The sequence below is a fragment of the Tropicimonas sediminicola genome (genome assembly GCF_900188335.1).
GTDB lineage: Bacteria > Pseudomonadota > Alphaproteobacteria > Rhodobacterales > Rhodobacteraceae > Tropicimonas > Tropicimonas sediminicola.
In genome coordinates, this window is sequence record NZ_FZOY01000001.1 from 509787 (window position 1) to 535989 (window position 26203).

Annotated in this window: 25 protein-coding genes and 1 other RNA gene; 18 read left to right on the forward strand and 8 right to left on the reverse strand. The window is 68.0% G+C overall.

Annotation, left to right across the window (positions count from 1 at the left end; all coding sequences use genetic code 11):
• Window positions 1–51: 51 nt before the first annotated feature.
• Window positions 52–4281, reverse strand: a complete 4230-nt coding sequence (locus tag CHB86_RS24105) for a hypothetical protein (protein ID WP_176442741.1) — start codon at window positions 4279–4281, stop codon at window positions 52–54.
• Between the two features lie 142 nt (window positions 4282–4423).
• Between CHB86_RS24105 and CHB86_RS02485 the strand changes: the two genes are divergently transcribed.
• Window positions 4424–5101 carry a thiamine diphosphokinase gene (locus CHB86_RS02485; protein ID WP_089230978.1) on the forward strand — a complete coding sequence of 226 codons (678 nt, stop codon included), beginning with the start codon at window positions 4424–4426 and terminating at the stop codon, window positions 5099–5101.
• Window positions 5102–5249: 148 nt separating this feature from the next.
• On the opposite strand, the gene CHB86_RS02490 is transcribed toward CHB86_RS02485, so the two are convergent.
• Window positions 5250–6623, reverse strand: a complete 1374-nt coding sequence (locus CHB86_RS02490) for an L-serine ammonia-lyase (RefSeq protein ID WP_089230980.1) — start codon at window positions 6621–6623, stop codon at window positions 5250–5252.
• Between the two features lie 209 nt (window positions 6624–6832).
• Between CHB86_RS02490 and rpiA the strand changes: the two genes are divergently transcribed.
• From rpiA to CHB86_RS02520, 6 genes are all read left to right on the forward strand, one after another.
• Window positions 6833–7621, forward strand: a complete 789-nt coding sequence (rpiA, locus tag CHB86_RS02495) for a ribose-5-phosphate isomerase RpiA (protein WP_089230981.1) — start codon at window positions 6833–6835, stop codon at window positions 7619–7621.
• Between the two features lie 32 nt (window positions 7622–7653).
• A complete protein-coding gene (gene gor / locus CHB86_RS02500) occupies window positions 7654–9012 on the forward strand; it encodes a glutathione-disulfide reductase (RefSeq protein ID WP_089230983.1) in 1359 nt (452 codons plus the stop codon).
• A gap of 87 nt (window positions 9013–9099) precedes the next feature.
• Window positions 9100–10263 carry an FtsH protease activity modulator HflK gene (gene hflK, locus CHB86_RS02505; RefSeq protein WP_089230985.1) on the forward strand — a complete coding sequence of 388 codons (1164 nt, stop codon included), beginning with the start codon at window positions 9100–9102 and terminating at the stop codon, window positions 10261–10263.
• Window position 10264: 1 nt separating this feature from the next.
• Entirely contained in the window at window positions 10265–11149 is an 885-nt protein-coding gene (gene hflC, locus CHB86_RS02510; RefSeq protein WP_089230986.1) for a protease modulator HflC, read from the forward strand.
• A complete protein-coding gene (locus tag CHB86_RS02515) occupies window positions 11146–11343 on the forward strand; it encodes a DUF2065 family protein (protein ID WP_342747441.1) in 198 nt (65 codons plus the stop codon). Before hflC ends, CHB86_RS02515 begins: the two co-directional genes overlap by 4 nt.
• A gap of 283 nt (window positions 11344–11626) precedes the next feature.
• Window positions 11627–13117 (forward strand): Do family serine endopeptidase, encoded by a 1491-nt coding sequence (locus CHB86_RS02520; RefSeq protein ID WP_425445404.1) that lies wholly within the window; start codon window positions 11627–11629, stop codon window positions 13115–13117.
• Between the two features lie 460 nt (window positions 13118–13577).
• On the opposite strand, the gene CHB86_RS02525 is transcribed toward CHB86_RS02520, so the two are convergent.
• The 3 genes from CHB86_RS02525 to CHB86_RS02535 form a co-directional block, all read right to left on the reverse strand.
• Window positions 13578–14120, reverse strand: a complete 543-nt coding sequence (locus CHB86_RS02525; protein ID WP_089230988.1) for a hypothetical protein — start codon at window positions 14118–14120, stop codon at window positions 13578–13580.
• A gap of 379 nt (window positions 14121–14499) precedes the next feature.
• Entirely contained in the window at window positions 14500–15054 is a 555-nt protein-coding gene (locus CHB86_RS02530) for a peptidoglycan-binding domain-containing protein (RefSeq protein WP_245837705.1), read from the reverse strand.
• A 137-nt stretch (window positions 15055–15191) separates the two neighbouring features.
• Window positions 15192–15593, reverse strand: coding sequence for an OB-fold nucleic acid binding domain-containing protein (locus tag CHB86_RS02535; RefSeq protein WP_089230990.1), 402 nt, complete (start codon window positions 15591–15593; stop codon window positions 15192–15194).
• A gap of 121 nt (window positions 15594–15714) precedes the next feature.
• On the opposite strand from CHB86_RS02535, the gene CHB86_RS02540 reads away from it, so the two are divergent.
• A complete protein-coding gene (locus CHB86_RS02540) occupies window positions 15715–16038 on the forward strand; it encodes a 2Fe-2S iron-sulfur cluster-binding protein (protein WP_089230991.1) in 324 nt (107 codons plus the stop codon).
• A complete protein-coding gene (locus tag CHB86_RS02545; protein WP_245837706.1) occupies window positions 16038–16817 on the forward strand; it encodes a VCBS repeat-containing protein in 780 nt (259 codons plus the stop codon). Before CHB86_RS02540 ends, CHB86_RS02545 begins: the two co-directional genes overlap by 1 nt.
• A gap of 145 nt (window positions 16818–16962) precedes the next feature.
• On the opposite strand, the gene CHB86_RS02550 is transcribed toward CHB86_RS02545, so the two are convergent.
• Complete coding sequence (locus CHB86_RS02550) at window positions 16963–17757, reverse strand: pseudouridine synthase (protein WP_089230992.1); 795 nt, start codon at window positions 17755–17757, stop codon at window positions 16963–16965.
• Between the two features lie 62 nt (window positions 17758–17819).
• On the opposite strand from CHB86_RS02550, the gene CHB86_RS02555 reads away from it, so the two are divergent.
• Window positions 17820–18269 (forward strand): nucleoside deaminase, encoded by a 450-nt coding sequence (locus tag CHB86_RS02555; RefSeq protein WP_089230994.1) that lies wholly within the window; start codon window positions 17820–17822, stop codon window positions 18267–18269.
• Window positions 18270–18280: 11 nt separating this feature from the next.
• On the opposite strand, the gene CHB86_RS02560 is transcribed toward CHB86_RS02555, so the two are convergent.
• A complete protein-coding gene (locus tag CHB86_RS02560) occupies window positions 18281–18973 on the reverse strand; it encodes a metal-dependent hydrolase (protein WP_089230996.1) in 693 nt (230 codons plus the stop codon).
• Window positions 18974–19033: 60 nt separating this feature from the next.
• Between CHB86_RS02560 and CHB86_RS02565 the strand changes: the two genes are divergently transcribed.
• On the forward strand, window positions 19034–19684 hold the full coding sequence (locus CHB86_RS02565; RefSeq protein WP_089230998.1) for a ceramidase domain-containing protein: 651 nt from the start codon (window positions 19034–19036) through the stop codon (window positions 19682–19684).
• Between the two features lie 98 nt (window positions 19685–19782).
• Here CHB86_RS02565 and CHB86_RS02570 read toward each other — a convergent pair whose 3' ends face one another.
• Entirely contained in the window at window positions 19783–21102 is a 1320-nt protein-coding gene (locus CHB86_RS02570) for an MFS transporter (protein ID WP_089231000.1), read from the reverse strand.
• 161 nt (window positions 21103–21263) lie between these two features.
• Between CHB86_RS02570 and gatC the strand changes: the two genes are divergently transcribed.
• The 7 genes from gatC to rpmG all read left to right on the forward strand — a co-directional run bounded on the left by gatC (window position 21264) and on the right by rpmG (window position 26107).
• Window positions 21264–21551: an Asp-tRNA(Asn)/Glu-tRNA(Gln) amidotransferase subunit GatC gene (gene gatC, locus CHB86_RS02575; protein WP_089231002.1), complete on the forward strand. Its 288-nt coding sequence runs from the start codon at window positions 21264–21266 to the stop codon at window positions 21549–21551.
• Window positions 21551–23038 (forward strand): Asp-tRNA(Asn)/Glu-tRNA(Gln) amidotransferase subunit GatA, encoded by a 1488-nt coding sequence (gatA, locus tag CHB86_RS02580; protein WP_089231595.1) that lies wholly within the window; start codon window positions 21551–21553, stop codon window positions 23036–23038. The genes gatC and gatA overlap by 1 nt, the downstream gene beginning before the upstream one ends.
• Window positions 23039–23083: 45 nt before the next feature.
• Window positions 23084–23854: a hypothetical protein gene (locus CHB86_RS02585; RefSeq protein ID WP_141134811.1), complete on the forward strand. Its 771-nt coding sequence runs from the start codon at window positions 23084–23086 to the stop codon at window positions 23852–23854.
• A gap of 74 nt (window positions 23855–23928) precedes the next feature.
• On the forward strand, window positions 23929–24612 hold the full coding sequence (locus CHB86_RS02590) for an N-acetylmuramoyl-L-alanine amidase (protein WP_089231596.1): 684 nt from the start codon (window positions 23929–23931) through the stop codon (window positions 24610–24612).
• 11 nt (window positions 24613–24623) lie between these two features.
• An RNA gene (gene rnpB, locus CHB86_RS02595) (RNase P RNA component class A) lies at window positions 24624–25004 on the forward strand.
• A 74-nt stretch (window positions 25005–25078) separates the two neighbouring features.
• Window positions 25079–25795: a DUF533 domain-containing protein gene (locus tag CHB86_RS02600; protein WP_089231006.1), complete on the forward strand. Its 717-nt coding sequence runs from the start codon at window positions 25079–25081 to the stop codon at window positions 25793–25795.
• Between the two features lie 144 nt (window positions 25796–25939).
• The gene (rpmG, locus tag CHB86_RS02605) at window positions 25940–26107 is read left to right on the forward strand and encodes a 50S ribosomal protein L33 (protein WP_068113852.1); all 168 of its coding nucleotides are present in this window, start codon (window positions 25940–25942) and stop codon (window positions 26105–26107) included.
• Window positions 26108–26203: the final 96 nt, after the last annotated feature.

The window sequence follows — 26203 nt, forward strand, 5'->3', positions numbered from 1 at the left end:
GCTCCTTGGCGGCCTCGTCCGATACTCGTTACACCCGGTGGTGCGGAGCGGTCAGAGAACCGCCCGGCGTTCCTCCGGGGTATAGCGAGAGCTTTGAGAAAGGGTGAACTGGCCCCGGTCGAGCTTGCGGATCTTGCCTTGGCGCAGCAGCTGCCCGAAGGTCCGCAGGCTGTCTTCCCGCCGCAGCGCTTCCTGGCCGTCGAGCTGGCGCACGACGTTCATGATCTGCGGGTGCGAGAAGTGCGGCCGTCCCTCGACATAGGACGTATAGGCCGCGGCGCATTCCAGGAGTTCTTCCAGGCCACTGGCGCCCATGCGCTCGGCATATTCGTCGAAGGTCGTGCTGTCGGCGAGGATGCCGGCGGCGTCCTCGGTGCGGCTGGCCATCGGCGATTCGGCGTCGGCGTCGTCGAACATCTCGGAGCGGGCCACGGAGACGCGGCGCGGACGCACCGGCGCGACCGGGCGATCCTCTTCGGGGCGGCGCGCGGCGGGCGCGTCGACCCGCTGCTCGGAGACCAGCATCAGCGGTGCGACCCGCGGACGTTCGCGGCTTTCGCCTTCGCTGCGCTCGCCGGAGCTGGAAACCGGGCGGCGCGGGCGCACCGGCGCGGTCCGCTCGGCCGACGCGACGTCTTCGCGCGGCGCGTCCGTCGCGTCCTGCATGGGCTGGGAGGCAAGGGTCTCATCAGCGATCGGCGCCCGCTCGGAAGGCTTCTCCGCGGCGTCATCGGCTTCGTAGGCGGCGAGCGGGATGCTGTGCGGGCGAACCACCTTGGCCAGGTCCTTGCGGTAGGGCTCCGATTCGGTCTCGCTGGTGTCGCGCTTGGCGGTCCCTTCGGCCTTGGTCGCGGCCACCGCGGCCTTCAGGTGCTCGATGGCCGAGCGGCGGCGGCGGAGTTCGGGGCCGGCGAGCTTGGTGTTGGTCTCGTCGAGCAGACGGCTCAGCTTGTCATCCTCGCCATCGGTCTGCGACAGGGCGCGGGCGCGGCGTTCGGCGACCGCCTCGGCACGATTGGCCTCCTCGGTCTCCTGCGCAAGCTGGGCGATCGTGCTCTCGATGGCCTGGCCGAGCGTGTCGTCTTCCTCTTCGTCCGTGATCGCATCGGAGGCCCGCAGGATCAGCGCTTCCAGCGCGGGAGCTTCCTCCTCGGCCTCGTCACGCGCGGCGACCTCGTCTGCCTCGGCGACATCCTCGTCGTCGAACGCTTCATCGCGGGCCTCGATCTCCTGCGCGTCCTCTTCCAGTTCCGAGGGATATTCGGCGAGTTCGCCCTCTTCCACGGTGTCGAAATCCGCAGCGGGTTCGTCTTCCCGCATCTCGAAGTCCGAGGCATGGATCGTATCCGTCGGAGTGGCGTGGGCGGCGAAATCGACCTGGGAGAGCGCAGCGAGGATGTCGCTGTCGTCTTCCTGCTCGGCAGTCGCCGGCGCAGCCTCGCCGTCATCGGCGGGCGTGCCCATCGCCTCGTCCGCATCAGCGGATTCCAGAGCGGCAACCTCGGCCATGTCCTCGGCCATCTCGCGCTCGACCTCTTCGAGTTCACGAAGCAGTTCGGCCTCGTCCTCGTCCGACATCAGGGCGGCGTCGGTTTCCGCCTCATCGGCTTCCGCGACCTCTGCCTTCGGCAGGTCGGCGGCCTCGGGCATCGTGGTCTCGGTTTCGACCTCGACCTCGGCCACAGCCTCGGCGACTTCCGCGATCTCTTCTTCGGGGGCGTCCAGCGTCTCCGGCTCGACGGTCTCAGTCGGCTCGGGCGCCTTTTCGGCCTTGCGGCCAGCGCCAGTCAGGGCGGCCTTGATCGACGCCATCAGAGAGGTCTTGCGGATCCGGACCACGCGGCCTTCCGGCTGCTCGGCGGGCTCTTCAGAGGTCGTCTCGGAAGCTTCTTCCACGGTCTCTTCTGCGACGGTTTCCTCGACGGTCTCGGCGTCCTCGGCGACGGCGTCGGCCAGTTCGACCTCGGTCTCCTCGGCCACGAACTCCGCTGTGAACTCGGCATCATCCGATTCGGCTGCGAATTCGGTCGCGTCATCCTGTTCCGCCTCGACGGTCTCGTCATCGCGAAGGGTCGATTCCCCGTCAAGGGCGTCGAGCACGTCGTGCATCGTCGGAACGTTGCTCTCGTCCGTGGCGAAGGGCGCCTGGGTGACTTCTTCGGTGAGGGCTTCGAACGGCGCTTCGGCGGTCTCTTCAGCGAGAACTTCGGTGGCAGCGAACTCGTCTTCCGCCACCACTTCCTCAGCCTCAGCCTCAGCCTCAGCCTCAGCCTCAGCCTCAGCCTCAGCCTCAGCCTCGACGAACTCCTGCGTGAAAGCGATGTCGCTCTCGTCAGCGGTCCCGACCTCGGGGGCTTCGAAAACGAAGGGCGCGTCCTCGGCGACGGGCTGCGACGTGTCTTCATCGGCCATCACGTCGGTCTCGCCGGACGCTTCGACTGCGTCGTCCTGCATTTCCTCGGAGACGGTCCAGTCGGACAGCACGGCGGCAGCTTCGCCCTCGTCGATCGCGACCGGATCCCCGGCAAGCTCGACGGTCTCTTCAATCTCCTCAATGGCCTCGACCGGCGCGGGCGTATCCCATGCGGAAGTCTCGGTGTAGGTTTCCTCGGCGGCGGGTTCGAAGACGCTTTCCTCTTCCACAACCGCTTCGGTCTCGGTCAGGGGCGCGTCCTCGGCGACGTCCGCGAAGGAGGCCGGCTGTTCCTGCACGTCGTTCTCGGGCTGCTCCCAGGTCGCCGGCGCAGGGGCGTCAAAGGCCTGCATCTCCTGCGGGGCTTCGAAGGGCGCGAATTCGCCGGTCGGCTCCGTCGAGGTTTCGAAGGAGGCGGTGTCCTGCTCGGTTTCGAGCACGGCGTCGGCAATCGGCTCGTCCTGCGCGACGACCTCGTCTTCAGCGTAGGATTCGCCGTGCTCTTCGGTCGGCTGGTCCTCCACCGGGGCAAAGGACTGTGCGTCCTCCGCCTGGGGGAAGCCTTCATCGGACGCGGCTGCGGGCTCTTGCCAGCCCATGTCGTTCTGCGCCATCGGCTCGATCGTCCAGGCGCCCTCGGTCTGGGAGACCTCGGCTTCCGCGTTGCTCCAGGCGGCTTCCTCGGCGGCGAGGGTGTCGAACTCGACGGCTTCGGGCGTTTCTTCGCTCACCGGCATTTCGTCGGTGACGATGACCGTCTCCGGCTCGGCTTCGGGAGCGAGTTCGTAGGCGGGCGCCTCGAAGGAGGTTTCCTCGACGGGGATCCCGGCCTCAACCTGGATCTCGGGCGCGATCTCCTCCTCCGCCATCTCCGGCTCAGCGAAGGCGTCCGTAACCGCCTCCCCAAGTGTCTCCGGCTCCGGCGCGTTCATGGCGGCGACCGCGATGTCGGCCGGCGCGGCCTCCTCATCGGCGTCCATCAGGGTGCCGGGCATCTCGCCGTAGACCGGCACGTCGAAGCTGAGCGCCGCCTCCGGCTCGTCCGCCATCGCCATCATGTCGGCCGGGAAGGCCATCTCTTCGGACGGGGCGAGGTCGGAGGCGAAATCCTCGGTTTCCGGCTCGTAGGTCGGAGCTTCCTCGGGCTCGGACGAGGCGGCGAAGTCCGGCTCGACAAAGCTGTCGTCCTGAGTCGCCATCGGCTCGACGGCTTCTTCGGGCTGCGGGGCCTCGACTTCGGCGAGTTCGGCCAGTTCCTGAGATGCTTCGGGAAGCACGTCCTGCGACATGCCCTCGGCGTCTTCCTCCGCTGCGATGGGTGCAGCGACTGCGGTGGCAGCGGCTGCCGTGGCTGCGGTTGTTGCGGTCTCCGCGGCAATGTTCTGCGAAACAACGGCACGGATGCGGGCGAGCTTGGTGGCGATGCTCTCGTTCGGAGCGATGGCCGGCTTGGCCGGTTCGGGCTGCGGCGCGGGCTCGGGCTCGGGCTCGACCGCCGGCGTTTCGGCGACGGCGGGCTGCGCGGGAGCAGGCTGCGCAGGCGCTTCGGCAGGCGCCGGCTCTGCGGCGGTTGCTGCGGGGGCGAGGGGCTGCGGTTGCGCGGGTGCCACTTCGTCACCGGCGCGCAGGGTGATTCCGTTCTCGCCGACCCGCGCCTCGACACGGCGGCGGATTTCCTTTTCGACGATGCGTTGCAGCATCTCGGCGTCGGGCGTCGGCGGCTCGGCGCCGAAGTAGCGGTCCTCTGCGGCGAGGTCGCGGAAGTATTCCGCGATCGCTTTCATCGTGCCGAAGGAATCCTCGAACCCTTCGAGGGTGCAAGAGAAGGTGCCGTAGGATACGGTCAGAATCTTGTTGGAGCCTACCATCGTCTTCGCGCTCTCTCTCTTTCTATTCCTGCCACACGGTTAATTGCGCACGGATGCTCGTATGCGCTCGACCTCACCAAATTTAAGGTATCAATTCCGGGCGAGAATATGGTCTTCGTGTGGAAAACTGGACAATCTTAGCATGGAACAGCCAATTGTCCGCTCTTCGGCCGGCATAACACTGGTCGGCGGCGGAGCGGCGCGGCCGGAGGATCTCGACGAATCGCTGGCTCATGCGCCGTGTCTCGTCGCGGCGGATGGTGGCGCCGGTTTCGTCCTGTCGACGGGCCGGATGCCGGAGGCAGTGATCGGCGACATGGATTCGCTGCGCCCGGAGGTGAGGGAGCGACTGCCGCGGGAGCGGTTGCACCCGATCACCGAGCAGGACAGCACGGATTTCGACAAGGCGCTGCGGTCGGTCCGCGCGCCGCTCGTGCTTGGCGTCGGCTTTCTCGGCCGTCGGGTCGACCACCAACTCGCCAATTTCAACGTGCTGGTACGGCGCGCAGCCCAGCCCTGCGTGCTGGTCGGCAAGCGGGATGTCGTGCTGGCGGCGCCGCGCCGGATATCGCTGGAGCTGGCCCCCGGAAGCCGGGTCTCGCTGTTTCCGATGGCAAGCTGCGCGGGGCGGTCTGTTGGTCTGCATTGGCCGATCGACGGGTTGGAGATGACGCCTGCGGGCGTGATTGGCACATCCAATCGTGTAGCGCAGGGGCATGAGGGGCTGGTAGAGCTGTCTTTCGAGGGGAGCGGGATGCTGCTGATCCTGCCGCGAAAGGCGCTGCCGGCAGTGATCGACGCGCTGTTGCCACGAGCGTGATCCGCGCGCGTCAGCGCGCGCCCGGCCCAACGGGGCAAGTCGCGTCAGCGATGCGCCCCGGCGGGAGCCCTCCCGCCCGGCAGCGCCGCATCACAGATGCGTCCCCGCCCGTTGGGCCGGGCCGCGCCTTCGGCGCGGTGGCTCCGGATCAGCAGTTCGGCACGTTGACGGCGAGTCCGCCCAGAGACGTTTCCTTGTAGCGGTCCGACATGTCGGCGCCGGTCTGGCGCATGGTTTCGATACAGGCGTCGAGCGGCACGAGGTGGTGGCCATCGCCCCGCAGGGCGAGAGAGGCGGCGCTGACCGCCTTGATCGCGCCGAGCCCGTTGCGTTCGATGCACGGCACCTGGACCAGCCCGCGCACCGGATCGCAGGTCATGCCGAGGTGATGCTCGAGGGCGATCTCGGCGGCGTTCTCGATCTGCTCCGGCGTCCCGCCCATGACGGCCGCGAGCCCGGCCGCCGCCATCGCCGAAGCGCTGCCGACTTCCGCCTGGCAGCCGGCTTCCGCGCCCGAGATCGAAGCGTTTGTCTTGATCAGCCCGCCGATCGCGGCGGCGGTGAGCAGGAAATCGGGCAGGCGGGCGGAACTGGCCGAGGGGACATGCCCGAGCCAGTAGCGGATCACCGCCGGCAGCACTCCGGCCGCGCCGTTGGTGGGCGCGGTGACCACCTGTCCGCCGGCGGCATTCTCCTCGTTGACCGCCATGGCATAGGTGCTGATCCAGTCGTTGACCGTATGCGGGGCGCCGAGGTTCAGCCCGCGCTCGTCCTGCAGGGCGGCGTGGAGCGCCGGGGCGCGGCGTCGGACCTGAAGCCCGCCGGGCAGGATGCCGCCGGTTTCCAGTCCGCGGTCGATGCTGTCGGACATCACCTGCCAGATCCGGCGGATGCCGGTGTCGAGCGCCTCGGGCGGGTGGTGCACGGCTTCGTTGGCGCGCTTCATCGCCGCGATGCTCTTGCCCGAGTCGCGGGCCATCTCCAGCATCTGGGCCGCGGTGGCGAACGGGTAGGGCACCGGGCGCGCGGCGGTGGTGACGGGCGGCGCGCCGAGCTCCTCCTCGGTGACGACGAAGCCGCCGCCGATGGAATAGTAGGTCTCCTGCAGCAGCACGTCGCCTTGGGCGTCGAGCGCCATCAGGATCAGGCCGTTGGCATGACCCGGCAGCGGTGGGCCGTAGTCGAAGACGAGATCCGTCTCCGGGGCGAACGCCAGGGTGCCCAGCACTGCTGCCTCTATCCGCCCGGTCTGCCGGATCGACTCCAGCGCTTGCTCCGCCGCCGCCGCGTCGTAACTCTCGGGGCGAAAACCGGCGAGGCCGAGGATCACCGCCCGATCGGTGGCGTGGCCGACGCCGGTGAAGGCGAGCGAGCCGTGCAGGCTGGCCCGCAGCCCGTGGGCATGGAACGGCGACGCGCGCAGCTGGTCGAGGAACCGGCCTGCGGCCACCATCGGCCCCATCGTGTGCGATGACGAGGGGCCGATGCCGACCTTGAAGATGTCGAAGACGCTCAGAAACATCGGATCCCCACTTGCTCTCCTCTCTCCGATAGCCACTGTCGGGTCGTCCCGATAGCCCGGTTGCGACCCATCGGCGCCAAAACCCGCGCGCACCGTGGGCGCGGAACGGCTGGCCCGGGCCGCGAACTCGTCGGCACAATCTGGCAGAAAACCGCTCGCAGCCGGTCTGTCCATGGCCTATAACCGGGCGGAACCTGGGAGTTTGCCGCATGACCAACGATCTTTCGCCCATCGACCGTGCCAAATACATCGCCGCCCGCCGGTCCTGCGACTACGTCCAGAGCGGCATGCGGGTCGGGCTTGGAACCGGGTCGACGGCGGCCTGGATGGTGCGGTGCCTCGGCGAGATGGTCCGCGAGGAGGGGCTCGACATCGTCGGCGTTCCGACCTCGACGCGCACCGCCGACCTGGCGCGCCAGGTGGGCGTGCCGGTGGTCTCGCTCGACGAGGCGAAATGGCTCGACGTGACGATCGACGGCGCCGACGAGTTCGACGAGAACCTCAACCTGATCAAGGGCGGCGGCGGTGCGCTGCTGCAGGAGAAGATCGTCGCCACGGCTTCCGACCGGATGGTGGTGATCGCCGATGCCGCCAAGGAGGTCCGCGCGCTCGGCGCCTTCCCGCTGCCGGTGGAGACGGTGCCCTTCGGCTGGCAGACCACCAAGGCGCTGGTCGAGGAAACGCTGGTCAACATGGACGTGCTGGGCCGCGAGTCGACGCTGCGGATGAATGATGACGTTCCCTTCGTCACCGACGAGGGCAATTACATAATCGACCTGCACCTGCACCGGATCGGCAACCCGCGGCAGCTCGCGCTGGTGCTCAACCAGATCCCGGGCGTGGTCGAGAACGGCCTGTTCATCGACATCTGCGACGCGGTGGTCATCGGCCACAGCGACGGGCGGGTCGAGGTGCGCGACCTCAACGCCGGGGTGGCGGCCGATGAGCAGCTCGACGTGCTCGACAGCGACAACATCTTCGCCGACGGTCCCGACTGAGCCGGGCCGGGGCACGCAGCGAGAGGCATTCCATGGATTTCGATTTCGACCTTTTCGTCATCGGTGGCGGATCGGGCGGCGTTCGCGCCGCACGGGTTGCGGCTGGAGAAACCGGGGCGAAGGTGGGGCTCGCGGAGGAAAGCCGCATGGGGGGCACCTGCGTGATCCGTGGCTGCGTTCCCAAGAAGCTGATGGTCTTTGCCTCGGAATATGCCGAAGGGATGCACGAGGCGGTCGATTACGGCTGGGACGTGAAGATCGGCGGGTTCGACTGGACAAAGTTCCGCACCCGGCTCGAGGGCGAGCTTGACCGTCTGGAAGGTGTCTACAACCGGCTGCTCGAGGGCTCTGGCGTGACGGTCTTTCCGCAGCGCGCCACGGTTGCGGACGCACACACGGTGCGCCTGGCCGATGGCACCACGAAGACCGCCAAGCACATCCTGATCGCGACCGGTGGCTGGCCCTCGATCCCCGAGGTCGAGAACGGCGAACTCGGCATTTCCTCGAACGAGGTCTTCCACCTCGAAGAGCTGCCCAAGCGGCTGCTGGTGGTCGGCGGCGGGTATATCGCCTGCGAGATGGCCTGCATCTTCAACGGGCTCGGAACGGAGGTGACGCAGTTCTACCGAGGTGCGCAGATCCTGCGTGGCTTCGACGGCGAGGCGCGCGGCCATATCGCCGAACACATGCAGCGCCACGGCATCGACATCCACTGCGGCACCAACATCCTGTCGATGGAGAAGGTCGATGGCGGTATCGAGGTCCGCTCGACCACCGGCGACACCTTCACGTTCGAGGAGGTGCTCTTTGCCATCGGGCGGACGCCGAACAGCGCCGGGCTTGGGCTCGAAGAGGTCGGCGTCGAGATCGGGCGGCGCGGCGAGGTCGTGGTGGACCAGTACAGCCAGACCTCGGTGCCCTCGATCTATGCCATCGGCGACGTGACCAACCGGGTGCAGCTCACGCCCGTGGCGATCCGCGAGGGGATGGCCTTTGTCGATACGGTGTTCAAGGGCAACCCCACGGCGCCGGATCACGACCTGATCCCGTCGGCCGTCTTTACCCAGCCCGAATACGGCACCGTCGGGCTGAGCGAGGAAGATGCGCGCGAGAAAGGGCCGATCGAGGTCTATTCGACGGCCTTCCGGCCGATGCACAAGAGCTTCATCGGGCGCGATGATCGCGTGCTTATGAAGCTGATCGTCTGCGCCGACACGCGCAGGGTGCTGGGCGTCCATATCGTGTCCGACCACGCTGGCGAGATGATCCAGCTTGCCGGCGTCGCGGTAAAGATGGGCGCCACAAAGGAAGATTTCGACCGAACCGTTGCCGTTCACCCGACCATGTCGGAGGAACTGGTGACCCTGAAGACGCCGGTCCGGACCGCCTGATACGGAAGCCGGGGCGCTTGAAATGCGCGCCGCGGCGACCATTTGGCAAAGGGACCGACCGACGAGAACCGAGAGGGAAGAGTATTCATGGCAGGAAACAGCGGCGGACCCTGGGGCGGTGGCTCCGGTGGCGGCGGCCAGCAGGGTGGCGGAAATCGTGGTAGCGGTGGCGGCGGACGCCGTCCCGGAGGCGACAGCCAGATCCCCGAGATCGACGAGATCGTGAAAAAGGGCCAGGAGCAGCTCCGGGTCCTGATGGGGGGGCGCGGCGGTGGCCCGCGCGAGCCCGGCCGGCCCGGCGGGGGCGGCGAAGGGCCTAAGCTGACCCGGGGCACCGCGCTGCTTGGCCTCGGTGCCGTGGTCGTGCTCTGGGGCCTTGCCTCGTTCTACACCGTGAAGCCCGAAGAGCAGTCGGTCGAACTGTTCCTCGGCGAGTTCTACGCCACCGGCAACCCGGGCCTCAACTTCGCGCCCTGGCCGCTGGTGACCGCTGAGGTCGTCAACGTCACCTCCGAACGCACCGAGGACATCGGCGAGGATTTCGCCTCTCGCGGCAGCGATACCGGCCTGATGCTGACCACCGACGCCAACATCGTCGACATCGATTTCCAGGTCGTCTGGAACATCAACAGCGCAGACAAGTTCCTGTTCAACCTGCGTGACGGGCGTGACACCGTGCGCGCCGTGTCGGAAGCCGCCATGCGCGAGATCATCGCCGCATCCAGCCTGGCGCCGATCCTGAACCGCGACCGTGGCATCATCGCCGAGAACGTGAAGTCCAGCATCCAGGCGACGCTCGACAGCTACGACAGCGGAATCAACATCGTCCGGGTCAACCTCGACAAGGCCGACCCGCCGACCGAGGTGATCGACGCCTTCCGCGAAGTTCAGGCCGCCGAACAGGAGCGCGACCGGCTCGAACGCCAGGCCGACGCCTATGCCAACCGCGTCCTCGCCGGCGCGCGCGGTGAGGCCGCCCAGGTGCTCGAAGAGGCGGAAGCCTACCGCGCCCAGGTGGTCAACGAGGCCGAGGGTGAGGCGAGCCGCTTCACCGCCGTTCTCACGGAGTACGAGAAGGCACCCGAGGTGACCCGCAAGCGGCTCTATCTCGAGACGATGGAAAAGGTGCTCGGCGATGTCGACAAGGTGATCCTCGGCGAAACCGGCGCCGGCGGCCAGGGCGTGGTGCCCTACCTGCCGCTGAACGAGTTGCGCCGCAACACGACCCCCACCGAGCAGGGAGGCAACTGAGATGAAGCGCGCAACCTATTTTCTGCCGATCGCCGTCATCCTGGTGGCCGGCCTGCTGGCCTCGATCTTCATCGTGGACGAACGCGAGAAGGCGCTCGTGCTGCAGTTCGGCCAGATCAAGCGGGTCAAGGAAGACCCGGGCCTCGCGTTCAAGATCCCGCTGATCCAGGAAGTCGTCTTCTACGACGACCGGATCCTGGCGCTCGACACCGACACGATCGAAGTCACGCCGTCGGATGACCGCCGCCTCGTCGTCGACGCCTTCGCACGTTACCGGATCGCCGACGTGGTCCGGTTCCGCCAGGCCGTCGGCGTTGGCGGGCTGCCCGCCGCCGAGAGCCGCCTGAGCTCGATCCTGAACGCGCAGATCCGGGAGGTGCTCGGTGCCGACCAGGTGACCTCCGACACCATCCTGTCGGAAGACCGCCGGATCCTGATGAACCGCATCCGCGACCAGGCCCGCGCCCAGGCGCTCTCGCTCGGTCTCGACGTGGTCGACGTGCGGCTCAAGCAGACCAACCTGCCCGAGCAGAACCTGAACGCCACCTTCGAGCGGATGCGCGCCGAGCGGGAACGGGAAGCCGCCGATGAGATCGCCCGCGGTAACGAGGCCGCCCAGCGTGTTCGCGCGCAGGCCGACCGGACAGTGGTGGAGCTCGTCTCCGAGGCCAACAAGGAAGCGGAGATCGTCCGCGGTGAGGCCGACGCCGAACGCACCACGATCTACGCCGAAGCCTTTGGCGCAGACCGGGAGTTCTTCGAGTTCTTCCGCTCGCTCTCGGCCTACGAAGAAGCGCTCAAGGGTGAGAACTCCTCACTGGTCATCACGCCCGACAGCGAGTTCTTCAACTACTTCGGTGGCTCGACGGGAGTTCCGGTCGAGTGATCGCGATACTGATCCTGGCCTTCGGGCTGGTCTTGGTTCTGGAGGGGCTGGTGCTTGCACTGGCCCCTTCCCGTATGGAGGAGGTCCTGCGGATGCTGGTCGAGATGCCGGTGGAAACGCGCCGGCTGATCGGTCTGCTGGCGATGACGCTGGGCGGCATCCTGCTCTGGCTGGCGGCCTGGGTTTCGGGCTAGCGCGTCGACGCAACCGGGCGGCGCGCCGCCGGCTGCGGCCCGGGGGCCAAGGCTATGACTTGCGAGAATCCTCCCGGCCTGAAACACTTCGTTCCGGAGCATGAACGGGGAGGCCGGGCGCGGGTATCACCGCAGGAACACAGGGTCGTGACGCGGCGCGACGGCACTTTGAATTGCTGTTTTGGCGCCGATCATCAACGTTTGCTGACACAAGGAAACGCCTTTGAGCCGTTCCCCAAATTGCCCGCTTCCACGGCGGGCTGACAGGAAAAAGGATAATCGAGTGACGTCTCTTGCAATTTCCACCACCAGAGAGCCCGGCCGTGCGGCCATCGCCCGGATCTCGGGCGGCGTGCTTCTGGCCCTGACACTTCTGGTCGCGCAGGCTGTCGGCGCCCACGCGCGCGGCGCGCCGGAGAGTTTCGCGGACCTGGCCCAGAAGGTCAGCCCCGCGGTCGTGAACATCACCACCGCGACGACGGTCGCAACCATCGGCAGCCCGCATGGCGATACCCCGGTCGTGCCCGAGGGATCTCCCTTCGAGGATTTCTTCCGTGACTTCATGGAGCGCAACGGCCCTGGCGACGCGCCGAGCCGCCCGCGCCGCTCCTCGGCCCTCGGCTCCGGCTTCGTGATCTCCGAAGACGGGTTCATCGTGACCAACAACCACGTCATCGAGAAGGCCGACGAGATCACCATCGAGTTCTATTCCGGCGAAGAGCTGCCGGCCGAGGTGATCGGTACCGACCCGAACACCGACCTCGCGCTCCTCAAGGTCGAGACCGACGAGCCGCTGCCCTTCGTCTCCTGGGGCAATTCGGATGAATCCCGCGTGGGCGACTGGGTGATGGCCATGGGCAACCCGCTCGGCCAGGGGTTCTCGGTCTCCGCCGGGATCGTCTCGGCCCGCGGCCGTGCCCTGTCCGGCAGCTATGACGACTTCATCCAGACCGACGCCGCGATCAACCGCGGCAACTCCGGCGGCCCGCTGTTCAACATGAACGGCGACGTGATCGGTGTGAACACCGCGATCCTGTCGCCCAACGGCGGCTCCATCGGCATCGGTTTCGCCATGTCGAGCCGGGTGGCGCAGAACGTCATTGCGCAACTCGAGCAGTATGGCGAGACCCGCCGTGGCTGGCTCGGCGTGCGCATCCAGGACGTGACCGACGACGTCGCCGAGGCCATGGGGCTCGAGGAAGCCCGCGGCGCGCTGGTGACGGACGTGCCCGAGGGGCCGGCAGCGGAAGCGGGCGTCCTGTCCGGTGACGTGATCCTCAGCTTCGACGGCGTCGACGTCGAGGACACCCGCGGGCTGGTGCGTCAGGTCGGCAATTCCGAGATCGGCAAGTCGGTCCGGATGATGGTCTATCGTGACGGCAAGACCGAGACCCTGCTGGTGACGCTTGGCCGCCGCGAGACTGCCGAGGGGGCCGTTCCCGCCATCGCCGAGGCGCCCGATGCGGAGCCGCAGGACGCGGAGATCCTTGGCCTGACGATCACGGCAGTTACCGACGAGCTTGCCGCCGAAATGGACCTCGGCAGCGACGCTTCCGGCCTGCTGGTCAAGGAAGTCGACGAGATGAGCGAGGCCTATGAAAAGGGCCTTCGCGCCGGCGACATCATCACCCAGGCCGGCCAGATAGAAGTCGCGTCGATCCAGGACATGGAGGACCGCCTTCAGGAGGCCCGCGACGCCGGGCGCCGGTCGATCCTCCTGCTGGTGCGCCGCGCCGGCGAGCCGCGGTTCGTCGCGCTCAACGTCGAGCAGTAATTCCGCCACTTTTTCTTAGCGCTGAACACAAGGGCGCCGGCAGCAAATGCCGGCGCCCTTTCCTTTTCCCAGCCGCCTCGCGCCCTCGTCTGGTATTCTCGGTGACCTGGTTCTCCGAGGCACCGCGGCCGGACGTCCTTGCTTGCCTCGTTCATGTATCGAGGGCGGGCGAGGGAGCGGAACTGGAGGGTTGGGAATTGTAGAGTGCCCCGGTGTTTGCCCGTGCCGCATTACAGGTCGGGGGGCGGAGGATCCCGTGGGGCATCCAGATGAATGGAGCGCGCCTTCGGCGTGAGGGTGTTCAGATTCGCCACCCATGGCTTGTTGCGGACGGGGGATCGACGCCAGCCTTTCAGATCATCGCCTGGCAGAAGCGCGAAGGCAGCCGCATAAAGAAAGAGCGCCGGCAATCATTGCCGGCGCCCTGTGTCGAGAGGAGGTCGTGTGTGCTGCCGAGGAATTACCCGGCATTCTGCAGGATGTAGCGCACTTCGGCCTGGTCACCTTCTTCCTTGGCGTTCTTGAGCTGGACCAGCTCGGCGGTGGTGAAGTCGGCGGGGTTCACGTCGAGCGACTCGGCCAGCTGCAGGTGGCCCGCGGAGAACGAGCTGTTGCGGGTCGAGAAGGTCGCGCCGTCGAAGTTGGCGTCAGAACCATTGTCCTTCAGGTAGTCGACGCGGGTCTGATCCTGCTCCTCGATGGATTTGCGAAGTTCGACCAGCTCGTTCGTCGAGTAGGCGGCCGGGTTCACACCCAGCGACTCGGCGAGTTGCACGTGGCCGGCAGCGGTCCGGTCGTCGGCGGAAGTGTCGGTGAGGTTGCCGGCGAGGATGGAGTCGACGACTTTCCATTCACCGTTTTCCTGGGCGGCGATCAGCGTGACGAGTTCGTTGGTCGTGTAGACGCCGGGCTCGACGCCGGCGGCGGCGGCCAGTTGGTCGGAAGCCAGAACCGGGGAGGCAACGGCGAGGGCGATGGCGGTGGTCAGTGCAAAGCGTTTCATTGTTTTCCCTTCCTTGGGGTCGTCTGAGTTTCTCGTTTCAGTTTCGCCGGCGGTGTCGTCGCTGGCTGTGAACCCGAGATGGGGGACGCCCTGGAAATTCGGAAGTCTGAGAAATTTGAGAGACTTCTGTGCATGGGGGCACATCACGGACGCTCGATTGCCCTTGTCAGAGTCGTCGCGCTCACAGTGTCCATGTTTCGGGGCATTTCGCCGGGGTAGGCTTTGGAAAAGAAGGGGTTTTCCCCGGTGCTTCAGCAAGGTTCCCGCACGGCACCTCAAGAAAAAGAGAGTGCAGTTGCCCGAATTTTTTTCGTTCGGGGGTCTTGTAGGGCCGGATTTCCGCTTCTGAGCGCTTGCTTCCGCGGTTTTTGCACAGGCCTCAGCCGGCGGTTTCGTCGGCCTCGGGCGCATCTATGGTGACGAGGCCGAGGCGACGGGCCGCGGCGAGCGAGAGGACCGAGCTGTCCAGGCCGAGCGGTTGCTGAAAACGTCGGATGGCGTCGCGCGTCTCCGCGTCGAGCGAGCCCGTGATTTGCCCACCGAAGAGGCCGCGCGCGGCAAGAGCCCGCTGAAGCGTCGCCACGTTGTCCGGGGTCAGCGAGGCGGGACAGGGCGTCTCGAACCACAGTTCGCGGCGTGGTTCGGCGATCTCCTGTCGGCTCCGCGTCGCGGTGACGGCAGGGACAAGGATCTCGTCGCCGGCTCCAGGCTCTGCCGGGGTGAGGACGACCTCTTCGGTGATCGTCTCCAGCGTGGCCGGGATCTCCTCGAGGCCCCAACAGGTGCCGGGGGCGGCGTTCTCCGGACCTTCGGCACCGAAGGAGGCGATCTGTGGCGATCCGTCCAGCGGGTCGATCACGGGCTGCCGGCCGGTCGGCGCGCAGGCCGCCATCAGGAGTGCGCCCACTATATAGAAGCGGAAGGGCTGGAACATGGGGCGCGGCGCGTGGCTCCCGGCGGCGGCATCTGGACGGAGCGGCAGGCTAGCGGCTTGGCGTCCGGGAGCAAGCCGATTGCGCGCCTGTTTCCGGGCAATGCCGAGAAAACGTGTCGGGTACGGCGCAGACCTGCTCAGGGTGTGCCGGCAGGCGCATCGGGATCGAAGCCCGGGGTCAGCAGGAGGTCGAGCATCGGCGAGATGTCCTCGATCTGCTCGGCGACCACGTGAACGACCGTCTGCTCCCGCTGCAGCCGCCCGGTGACCCGCAACAGCCGCCCGGCGATCACGGCGCGGCGATAACGCTCGTAGAGCTTGGCCCAGACCACCACGTTGCAGGTGCCGGTCTCGTCCTCGAGCGTGAGGAAGATCACTCCCTTGGCGGTTCCGGGCCGCTGCCGCACCAGTACCAGTCCCGCGACCGTGACCCGCGCGCCGTCCGGCGGGCGGTCGAGTTCGGCCGCCGGAATGCAGGCGGGCGGTCGGGGCCAGCTGTCCGGGTGCGGTGGGGGAGGGTGCGGCAGGCGGTCGGGCATGAGAACAAGTATCGAACATTCGTGCCGCTTGTCCAGCCGGCGTCCCGACTGGCATTGCCGGTGCGGATGGCCTATGTCAGCGGCGTAAGCCAACCGACCGGCAGCTAGAAGGACCAGTTTCGTGCCCAAGATCACTTACATCGAGCATTCCGGGAAGGAGCATGTCGTGGAGGTCGCAAGCGGCCTGACCGTGATGGAGGGTGCGCGCGACAATGGCGTTCCCGGGATCGACGCCGATTGCGGCGGCGCCTGTGCCTGCTCCACCTGCCACGCCTATATCCCGGCCGAATGGAGCGAGCGCCTTCCGGCGGTCGAGGCGATGGAAGAGGACATGCTGGATTTCGCCTACGAAACCAAGCCGGGCCTGTCGCGCCTGACCTGCCAGATCAAGGTGACCGACGACATGGACGGGCTGGTCGTCCAGCTGCCCGAAAAGCAGATCTGATGCGGGCCGGCCGGATCGGCTTCTGCCTTTCCGCTGCCCTTGCGGGGCTCGTTCTTGCCGGCCCCTCGGTGGCCGCTGTGGGGTGTGCCGAGGGCGATGGCGCCTGGGTGACCCGCGCCTGTTACGACGTTACCCAGCCTGGACGACCCGCCTACGGACATGACGTTTTGGGCGGCACGCCCGAGTGGGACACGCTGCGGGTCGAGCTTGGACCGCGGGGGCGTGCCGCGCTCGGCGAGACCGCGATCTCGATGGTCGTTCCCGAGAGCCAGATTATCGAGGACATCGCGCCGCGGGTCGCGCAGGTAGACGGCGCCGGGGCACCGGAGGTCGTCATGGTGATCTCCGACCGCAGTCTGGGTGCGCGGCTCGCTGTGCTGGAGCTGTCGAGCCGAAGGCTGATCGCCACGCCGCCGATCGGGACGCGCAACCGCTGGCTGGCGCCGGTCGGCGTCGCCGATCTCGATGGCGACGGCGCGGTGGAACTGGCCTATGTGGACCGTCCGCACCTTGCGAGGGTGCTGCGTGTCTGGCGGTATCAGGATGGCGGGCTGGCGCAGGTCGCCGCGGTCGAAGGCGTGACCAACCACCGGATCGGCGAGAACAGCATCTCCGGCGGCCTGCGGGACTGCGGCAGCGGGCCGGAGATGCTGGTGGCTTCGGCGGATTGGTCACGGGTGGTGACGGCCACTCTTGCCGGCGGGCAACTGGTGCTTCGGGATCTCGGTCTTCCGGCAACCGGTGCGGGCTTCGCCGCGGCGATGGAGTGCGGGGGCTAGGGGCTCCCGCCCGTCGTCGACGCATCGCGGATGCGTCTCCTCCCGTTGGGCCGGGCCGCGCGCAAAGCGCGCGGGACGATCTTTCGGATGAAAGATCGTGCCTCCGGCGGGGAAATCTTCAGACAGAAGGCGCTTCCGGGAACGTTCAGGTCCGGCGACGTTGCGGTTTCTTCTTCGGAGCGGCGGCGGGCTTGAACTCCTTGTCGAGGCCGAGCTGGTCGCGCAGGACCCGGCCCTTGATCTCCTCGACCTCGCCGGGCTTGAGGTCGCCCAGCCGGAAGGGGCCGTAGCTGATGCGGATCAGCCGGTTGACCACCATGCCGACGGCTTCCATGGCGCGGCGGATTTCGCGGTTGCGCCCCTCGCGGAGGGAGACGGTGACCCAGGCGTTGGCGCCCTGCTGGCGGTCCAGCGTGACGCCCATTGGCTGGAAGCGTTCGCCTTCGATCACCAGCCCCTTGCGCAGCGGCTCGAAGGTCGCGTCCTCGGGTGCGCCCTTCATCCGGACCCGGTACTTGCGGACCCAGCCGGTCGACGGCAGTTCCAGCCGGCGTTTGATCGCACCGTCGTTGGTGAGCAGCAGCAGGCCCTCTGAATTGAGGTCGAGCCGGCCCACCGACATCACCCGAGGCATCCCCTCGGGGAGGGCGTCGAAGACGGTCTGGCGCCCCTTCTCGTCCTTGGCAGTGGTCACCAGGCCTGCGGGCTTGTGGTAGAGCCACAGGCGCGGCGGTTCGGCCTCGGCGAGGGCCTGGCCGTCGACCGTGATCCGGTCGGCGGCGGTGACATTGAGCGCGGGGCTCGAGATGGTGGCGCCGTTCACGGCCACGCGTCCGGCTGCGATCAACGCTTCGGCCTCGCGCCGCGAGGCACGGCCGGAGCGGGCGATCACCTTGGCGATGCGCTCGCCGTCCTTCGGGGGCTGGGGTGTGTCGGTCATGGCTCCGGATACGCTGGCGCGGCGGGCTGGACAAGGGCGCACGCACAGGGCAGGGGAGGTCCATGAGCTTTACCAGCCACATGGAGACAGCCCTGCAGGAGGCCCGCGCTGCCGGAGAGCGCGGCGAGGTTCCCGTGGGCGCGGTGGTGGTCGATCCGTCGGGCCGGGTGGTGGCGCGGGCCGGCAACCGAATGCGGGAACTGCACGACCCGTCTGCCCATGCCGAGGTGCTGGCGATCCGGGCGGCCTGTGCCGCGGCGGGATCGGAGCGGTTGCCGGGCCATGCGCTCTACGTGACGCTGGAGCCTTGCCCGGCCTGTGCGGCGATCATCTCGGCGGCCCGGATCGCACGACTCTATTACGGAGCGTCCGATCCGAAATCGGGTGGCGTGGCGCAGGGGCCGCGGATCTTTACCCATACGCAGGCCCACCACGTGCCCGAGATCTATGACGGGATCGCGGCGGAGGAGTCCGAGCGGCTGCTGAAGGCGTTCTTTGCCGCCCGGCGCTGAGCCCGGCCGGATCAGAAGTCCAGCGTCTCCATCACCTCGGGCGTCTTGACGTCGACGCCGGGCAGGGCGTCCACCAGCGGCTGGGCGGATTGGGCCAGCAGCGGGAAGGTGCGGTAGTGGCACGGGATGACGGTCTTGAAGTCGAAGAACTTCTTCGCCGCATAGGCGGCGCGCGCCATGTCCATCGTGTAGTGGCCGCCGCAGCAGAGGATGCCGATGTCGGGCGCGTGCAGGTCCGCCATCACCGCCATGTCCGCCATCACGTCGGTGTCGCCGGTCACGTAGATCGTGTGGCCCTCGCCGGAGATCATGAAGCCGGCTTCCGAGCCGGCGGGCAGGAGGCCCTTGCCGGTGAAGTCGATCGAGGCCGAATGGACCGCGTTGACCATCGTCACCTGGACATCGCCGAGCGAGATCGTGCCGCCCTTGCCGAAGCCGATGGCTTCGACCCCCTCGGCGCCGAGCCAGCTTGCCAGTTCGTGGATGGCGCAGACCGGGATGCCGAGTTCGGTGGCAAGGCCCTGCGCGTCGCCGGCGTGGTCGCCGTGGCCGTGGGTGAGCAGGATGTGGGTCGCGCCGGCGATGGCCTCGGCCCGCCGGTCGGCGGGAAACACCGGGTTGCCGGTGAACCAGGGATCGACCAGGAGCACCTGGTCCCCGATCTGGATGCGAAAGCCGGAATGGCCGAGCCAGGTGATCTTCATTTGATTCCTCCCGCGATGGACGCCATGTGCCTGGGGCAAGGGTACTCGGGAGCGGGATGAATGGAAGACTTGTTGCGCCAGGTGGACGGCTATTGCGAGCGCACCGATTTCACCTACTGGTCGGAGCCGGTGAATGCGGTCACGAACGCGGCGTTCCTGCTGGCGGCCTGGATCATGTGGCGGCGGCTGCGGGGCGAGGAGGCGCCGCTTGCCCGGGCGCTGGTTCTGGTGCTGGCGGCGATCGGGATCGGGTCCTACCTGTTTCATACCCATGCGACGGTCTGGGGCGCGATTGCCGACACCACCCCCATCGGGATATTCATCCTCCTCTACATATATGCGGCGAACCGGGTGTTCTGGGGCTTGCCTGTGGCCTGGTCCCTGCTGGGCATGGCTGCGTTTGTTCCGTTCGCGGCTCTGACCGTGCCGCTCTTCCAGTCCTTGCCGTTCTTCGAGGTGTCCGCCGCCTACTGGCCGGTGCCGCTGCTGATCGCCGCCTATGCCGTGGCCTTGCGGTCGCGCGCTCCGGCGACGGCGCGGGGGCTGGCGATCGGGTCCGGTGTGCTGGCGGTATCGCTCGCGTTCCGTTCGGTCGACGAGGCGATCTGCGCCGGCTTCCCGCTGGGGACGCATTTCCTGTGGCACCTGCTCAACGCAATGATGCTCGGCTGGATGATCGAAGTGCTGCGGCGGCACGGCGCGCGCGGCTGAGGCGGCCGGGGGGCTCCCGCCAGGGCGCGACGCTGGTGCGTCTTGCCCTGTTGGGCGTGGCGCGCGCTGACGCGCGCGGGGCGGTTTTCCCAGGTTCGTCAGCCGGGCTGGGGCCAGTGGCGGTGGTGATCGTCGATCACGTAGGTGTGGCGGTGCGGTCCTTCGCCCTGCAGATGCGGATGATCGGGAGGAAGGTCGTCGTGGCTATGCGCGATGTCGCGCGGGGCATGCGGTCGCCAGATCCGGCTGGCGACCACCAGCCCTGTGGCGGCGAGGGTGGCGAGCACAAGGAGGGCGGTCACTGCCCCGAACCGGGTTATCAGCCAGCCGGCCAGCGGGTAGGTGACGAGCCAGCAGGCGTGGGAGAGTGCGAACTGGGCGGCGAAAACGGCCGGGCGGTCCTCGGGGTGGGAGGAGCGGCGCAGCAGCCGGCCGGAGGGCGTCAGCACGGCCGAGTAGCCGAGGCCGATGGCCAGCCACCCCAGAAGAAGCATGGGCCAGGACAGGCCCCGCGCCGCCACCGCCAGTGCCAGTAGGAAAAGGGTGGCGGTCGTCAACCCGGCGCCCGCCCGCATCACGCCGCGGTCGGGAAGGCGGTCCAGCAGGCGCGGCAGGGCCAGCGCGGCGACCATCGAGCCTGCACCGAAGGCGGCGAGCGCCAGGGCCACTGCCCCCTCTCCGCGTCCGAGCGGGCCACGGACGAGAACGACGGTGTTGACCAGGATCATCGCGCCGGCCGCCGCGGCGGAGAGGTTGAGCGCCAGCAGTCCGCGCAGGCGGGGCGTGTTGAGGTAAATTCTCAAGCCGCGGGTCGTGGTGTCGTAGAGGCCGCGGCGCCGGGTCGGGGCCGGCGCGGGCAGGATGACGGAGAGGACAAGCAGGGCGGAGGCGGCGAATCCGGCGCCCGTGCCAACAAAGAGCGTGTCGAAGCTCACCAGCGTCAGCAGGGCGGCCGCGAGCAGGGGCGAGAGCAGGGATTCCAGGTCGTAGGCGAGGCGCGAGAGCGACAGGGCGCGGGTGTAATCGGCCTCGTCCGGCAGCACGTCGGGGATCGTCGCCTGGAAGCTCGGGGTGAAGGCCGCGGAGGCGGCTTGCAGCACCAGGACGAGAAGGTAGATCTGCCAGATCTCGGAGACGAAGGGCAGCGCCAGCGCAACGGCAGCGCGGAGGAGGTCGAGCGACACCAGCAGCCCTCGGCGCGGCCAGCGGGCGGCGAGAGCGCCGGCGACCGGGGCGACCGTCACATAGGCGATCATCTTGATGGTGAGAGCGGTGCCCAGCACCATGCCCGCCTCCGGCCCGGCCAGGTCATAGGCCAGAAGGCCGAGCGCGACCGTGGCCAGCCCGGTTCCGAGCAGCGCGACGACCTGGGCCGCGAAGAGATGGCGGTAGGTGCGGTTTGCGAGGATGGCAAGCATGTCGGGTCTCGGTGCGATACCTGCCGCCAAGGCTAGCGCTGCCGGGCGCTCCGGGGCAAGCCGGCGCGGTGAAAGCGCCCGGGCTCGCGCGTCTGCGGCTTGCGGCCCGCGCGGGCCGGGGATAAACCCGTCGCGATCATCCGCCCGACCCCGGAGGCCCCATGTCGATCGACACCGAAACCGCGCGCCGCGTGGCCAAGCTCGCCCGTATCAAGGTCGAGGAAGACGCGCTGCCCGCGCTCGCCGGCGAGTTCAACGCCATTCTCGGCTTCATCGAGCAACTGAACGAAGTGGACGTGGACGGCGTGGAGCCGATGACCTCGGTCACGCCAATGCGGCTGAAGCGCCGTGTCGACGAGGTGACCGACGGCGGATACCAGGAGAAGGTGCTCGCCAACGCGCCCGACGCCCGCGAGGGCTTCTTTGCCGTGCCGAAGGTGGTTGAATGATGTCCGAACTGACCAAGCTGACGATTGCCGAGGCCCGCGACAGGCTGCGCGCCGGTGACGTGACCGCGACCGAGCTGACCGAGGCCTGCCTCGCCGAGATCGAGAAGGCCGATGCGCTCGGCGCCTTCGTGCACAAGACCCCGGAACTGGCCCTGCAACAGGCCGCTGCCGCCGATGCCCGCATCCAGGGCGGGGCGGAGAACCCGATGTGCGGCATTCCGCTGGGCATCAAGGACCTGTTCTGCACCCAGGGTGTGCCGAGCCAGGCCGCGTCGAACATCCTCGAGGGTTTCAAGCCCGAGTACGAGTCGACCGTCACCACGCAGCTCTGGCAGGCCGGCGCGATCATGCTGGGCAAGCTCAACATGGACGAGTTCGCCATGGGCTCGTCCAACGAGACCTCCTGCTATGGCAACGCGGTGAACCCCTGGCGGCGCGGCAACGAAGAGACCGCGCTGACCCCGGGCGGCTCGTCCGGCGGTTCGGCCTCGGCCGTTGCGGCCGATCTGTGCCTTGCGGCGACCGGTACCGATACCGGCGGTTCGATCCGCCAGCCTGCCGCCTTCACCGGCATCACCGGGCTGAAGCCGACCTATGGGCGCTGCTCCCGCTGGGGCATTGTCGCCTTCGCCTCGTCGCTGGACCAGGCAGGCCCGATGACCAAGTCGGTCCGCGACGCGGCGATCATGCTGCGCGCCATGGCCGGGCACGACCCGAAGGACAGCACCTCGGCCGACATCCCGGTGCCGGATTTCGAGGCCGCGATCACCGGCGACATCCGTGGCAAGACCATCGGCATTCCCAAGGAATACCGGATGGAGGGCATGCCGGCCGAGATCGAGAAGCTCTGGGCCGACGGTGCCGACATGCTGCGCGACGCCGGCGCGAAGATCGTCGATATCTCGCTGCCGCACACCAAGTACGCGCTGCCGACCTACTACGTCATCGCGCCGGCCGAGGCGTCGTCTAACCTGGCCCGCTACGACGGGGTCCGCTTCGGCCACCGGGCCAAGCTGGCGCAGGGCGACGGCATCACCGAGATGTACGAGAAAACCCGCGCCGAGGGCTTCGGCGCCGAGGTGCAGCGCCGCGTGATGGTCGGCACCTACGTGCTTTCCGCCGGCTTCTACGATGCCTATTACAACCGCGCCCGAAAGGTGCGCGCACTCATCAAGCGCGACTTCGACGAGGCCTTCGCGGGTGGGGTCGATGCGATCCTGACGCCGGCCACGCCGTCGGCGGCCTTCGGGCTGGGCGAGATGGCGGATGCCGATCCGGTTCAGATGTATCTCAACGACGTCTTCACGGTGACGGTGAACCTTGCCGGGCTGCCCGGCATCTCGGTGCCGACCGGCGTGGATTCGTCCGGCCTGCCGCTGGGGCTGCAGCTGATCGGCCAGCCGTGGGAAGAGGGGGCGCTGCTCAATGTTGCGCAGACCCTCGAGGATGCGGCCGGTTTTGTGGCCAAACCGGCACGCTGGTGGTAGCCTGCCTCGAAAGGCAATGACGGGCGGTATGAAAAGATGAGGCGAATGGCCTTTCCGGTCGTGGCGATCCTCTCGCTTGCGGCATGTGAACCCCAGGTTCCCGACAGCGGGGCGGGGGTCGGTTTCGGAAGTTACTCCGAGTATCAATACCAGATGGCCCAGGAGCGGGCCGCGCGGAACGCGCAGTTGTCGGGCACGACCACCGTGCGCGCCCCGGAAGCCACCGGCGCGCCCTCTCCGACCGCGGTGCCCTCGACCGGCGTGACCTCCGCCGATCTCGCTGCGGCCGGGATCGGTTCGGCGCAGGCAGCTCCCGGCAGCACCGCCATTACACCGGCCCCGGCAGGCAGCGCGGTCATCACCCCTGCGCCGGGCGCGCCCCTGGCCGCAACGGCCGCCGGCGCGGCCTATGTGGGCGGAAGCAACCCCGGGATCTCGGACGAGCAGGACTTTAGCGCCGTCGCCGCCCGCGAGAGCATCCAGAGCGATGCGGATCGGATCGCCCAGCAGCGGGCACAGCGCGAGGTGGTCGCGCCGGCAGCCGTGCCGAGCCGGCCCGGCGATACCGGGCCCGACATCGTCGCCTATGCCCTGCAGACGACCAACCCGGTGGGGCGTCAGGCCTACATGCGGACGCTTCCGAGCCAGAGCAAGGCCACGCGCAACTGTGCCAAGTACCCGTCGCCCGACGTCGCCCAGCGTGCCTTCCTCGCCGCCGGAGGACCGGAGCGCGACCGCTACGGCATCGACCCGGACGGCGACGGATTTGCCTGCGGCTGGAACCCGGAGCCGTTCCGCCGCGCCGTCGGCCGCTGAGCGCGGCTGTGGAGCGCTGCCTGCAGGCGCCGTCGCCCAACGTCGGCCCGCGCCGGGGCGGCGTTCTGCCGGACATGGTCGTTCTCCATTACACCGCGATGGCGAGCGCCGAGGCGGCGCTGGAGCGGCTTTGTGACCCGGAGGCGGAGGTCTCCTGTCATTACCTGATCGGGCGGGACGGGCGCTGCTGGCACCTGGTAGACGAGGCCGAACGTGCCTGGCACGCCGGTGCCGGAAGCTGGGGCGGCAGGGGGGACGTCAACAGCCATTCCATCGGGATCGAGCTCGACAATCCTGGCGATGCGCCGTTCTCGGAACCGTTGATGGCCGCGCTCGAGCGCCTGCTGGCGGAGGTTCTCCAGCAATGGGGGATCGCGCCGCACCGGGTCATCGCCCATTCTGACATGGCGCCGGGGCGCAAGCTCGATCCCGGCCCGCGGTTCGACTGGCGACGGCTTGCGATCGGTGGGCTGGCCTGCTGGCCGAAGGCCGGCGCGGCCGGCGAGGGGGCCGGTGCCCCCGAGGCGGCCGCTCCCCCCGCCGTCGACGCAGGCGCCGCGGCGCCGCAGGAGGCGGCCTTCCGCGCGGCGCTGGTGGCCTTCGGCTACCCGGATGAGGTCGAGACGGCCCCGCTGCTCGCAGCCTTCCGAAGCCGCTTCCGTCCCTGGGCCACAGGATCGTTCCAAGCGGCGGATCTGGCGCTGGCCATGGACCTCGCCCGCCGCTTTCCCATTGACCACGCCCCGGCGACTGCCTAGGTGAGCCGGGCGCGGATGGCTGGATGGCCGCGGTGCCGGTGCAAGCCGGGGCCGAGGAAAGTCCGGACTCCCTGAAGCAACGGTGCCGGGTAACGCCCGGGCGGGGAAACCCGACGGAAAGCGCCACAGAGAACAGACCGCCGCGCTTGCGCGGCAAGGGTGAAACGGTGGGGTAAGAGCCCACCGCGGGGCTGGCAACAGCACCGGCACGGCAAGCCCCACCGGGAGCAATGCCACATAGGACCTCCGCGGGGCATGTCCCCGGGGCCGCTTCAGCCCCAGGCAGGTCGGGTAGGCAGCTTGAGCCCGTCGGCAACGGCGGGCCGAGAGGAATGGTCATCCAGGGGGGCTCGCCCCCCGGACAGAATCCGGCTTACAGGCCGTCCGCGCGCATCTCTCAGCTTGTTGTTCTCCTGTCACGGATCCGGTGCTAGGTTTTCAGCACATAGATCAGGGAGAGCCAGAAATGAGTTTCATCAAGACGCTTGCCGCCGTCGCCGTCGGTGTCGCCGCCACGAAGGGGTACCAGAAGTACCAGAAGTCCGGTGGCATGGCCGGGATGCAGGACATGCTGAAGGGCGCAGGCGACAGCCCGGCCGCCGAACAGCTCGGCAAGATGGCGGAGCAATTCGGCATTCCGGGAGGTTCCGCGCGGGTCAAGGAGATGCTGGGTCAGATGGGCACGGCCACCGCCCAGGCCACCGAGGCGACCACCGCCGGGCTGGGCAGCCTGATGAACACCATGCGCGGCGCCGCCGAGGCCGGGTCCAAGCAATCGGCGGAGATGATGGAGGCGATCTTCGGCAACACGCCCGCCGGCCCGATGATGGAAGAGCAGGCCAAGCTGATGCTCAAGGCGATGATCATGGCCGCCAAGGCAGACGGTCAGATCACCCCCGACGAACAGGCCGCGATCATGGAGCATCTCAAGGACGCCTCCGAGGACGAACGTGCTTTCGTGCTGGAGGAGCTGAAGAAGCCCCTCGACATCACCGGCCTCGCCGCTGCGACGACGGACTCCGCCCGCGAGGCCGTCTATTCGACCTCACTCTCGGCGATCAGCGTCGATACGGAGGCCGAGCGCGCCTACCTGCGCAACCTCGCGGCCGCGCTTCAGTTGAGCGACGAGACGCGGGACGCGATCCATGCCAAGCTCGGGATCGCCCCGCTGAAGAGCGCCTGACCCGGCATCCCGGGCGGGCGGCTCGATATCGCCACCCGCCCGGACGCGCTCTGCCTTGATTCGGCTTGACAGACGCCCGGTAAGGCTTAGAAAGCCAGCTTCAGATTTCACGGGCGGGACCGTCCGTTACAGGAGACCGAAGCGATGGCTAAGCCCACCACGATCAAGATCCGGCTGAACTCGACCGCCGGCACCGGCCACTTCTACGTGACCAAGAAGAACGCCCGCACGATGACCGAGAAAATGGTCGTTCGTAAGTACGACCCGGTCGCGCGCAAGCACGTCGACTACAAGGAAGGCAAGATCAAGTAAGATCTGCTCTTTCGAGACCGTTTGGAGCCGCGCGGGCAACAGGGCGGCTTCTTGCGTTTTTCCACCGCTTTTCCACACTTCCGCCGCCTTGGGCCG